Raw genomic sequence first — 887 nt, 5'->3', positions numbered from 1 at the left:
GTTCCCAAGACCGAATTCACCGAGGACGAGGACGGCAACGTTTTCGAGACACGGATACTGACTGATCGTTTTGTGCCCCGGATTCGGGCATGGGATATGACGCCAGGCTCATCCTACCTCGGGTGCGCACTGACCATCAGCTCAGATGCGACAACACCAGCAGCACACGAAACCACCTCAAACACTGAAGCACGTAGTCAGGACGCTTTATTTGAACTGGGCCGTGTGGTGCTCACGCATAGCGTTCAAAGTCTGCTCGAAAACAACTCTCTCGACGTGATGCAGTACCTGCGGCGTCACGCGACGGGCGATTGGGGCGAGATTTCGAACGACGACTGGGACAGCAACCAGCAAGCACTGAGTGCTGAAGGTCGATTGTTTTCCGGGTATGACATTGACGCTGGAGATGAAACCAGACTTTGGATCATCACCGAGGTCGATCGCTCCGTGACCACCATCATGTTGCCGTCTGACTACTGACAGCGCATTAAACAAAACATTCTCTCAACCAACCCGCAGGGTATGCCCAATACCCTCCGTGGTGTCGTGCGTGCCCTGTTTCATTCTCATGTGGAGAAACACCATGAACGACATTACATTGCCAAGGGCCTCGAGCCACCTGAAAGCCGATGCTTTGAATATTGGGCTCACTGAGTTTATCGAGGAGTTTGGTGACGAACTTCTGGAATCTCTCAACCGCTCAAACCCGCCGGTCTATGCCGGCATCGACAATCCGGCTCGGCAGCGGGTGATGGACGGTCTCAAACGACAGCCCTTCCCAGCGCAGGCCCAAGTGGTCCAGGCCATTGCCGCGCTTTTGCTCGATCAGAATGAGCAGGCTGGCATCATCAATGCCGAGATGGGGACAGGCAAAACGATGATGGCCA

2 pseudogenes are annotated in these 887 nt (G+C 54.8%); both read left to right on the top strand.

The window, feature by feature from the left end:
• Positions 1-480: pseudogene (locus ABJ99_RS04125) on the top strand (DUF6094 domain-containing protein); the annotation flags it as partial.
• Positions 481-583: 103 nt separating this feature from the next.
• Positions 584-887: pseudogene (locus tag ABJ99_RS04120) on the top strand (DEAD/DEAH box helicase family protein); the annotation flags it as partial.

The organism is Pseudomonas syringae pv. cilantro (genome assembly GCF_001293775.1).
In the GTDB taxonomy this organism is placed as follows: domain Bacteria; phylum Pseudomonadota; class Gammaproteobacteria; order Pseudomonadales; family Pseudomonadaceae; genus Aquipseudomonas; species Aquipseudomonas syringae_P.
The sequence above is the reverse complement of the archived record's forward strand: the minus strand, read 5'-3'. Positions and strand labels throughout refer to the sequence as shown.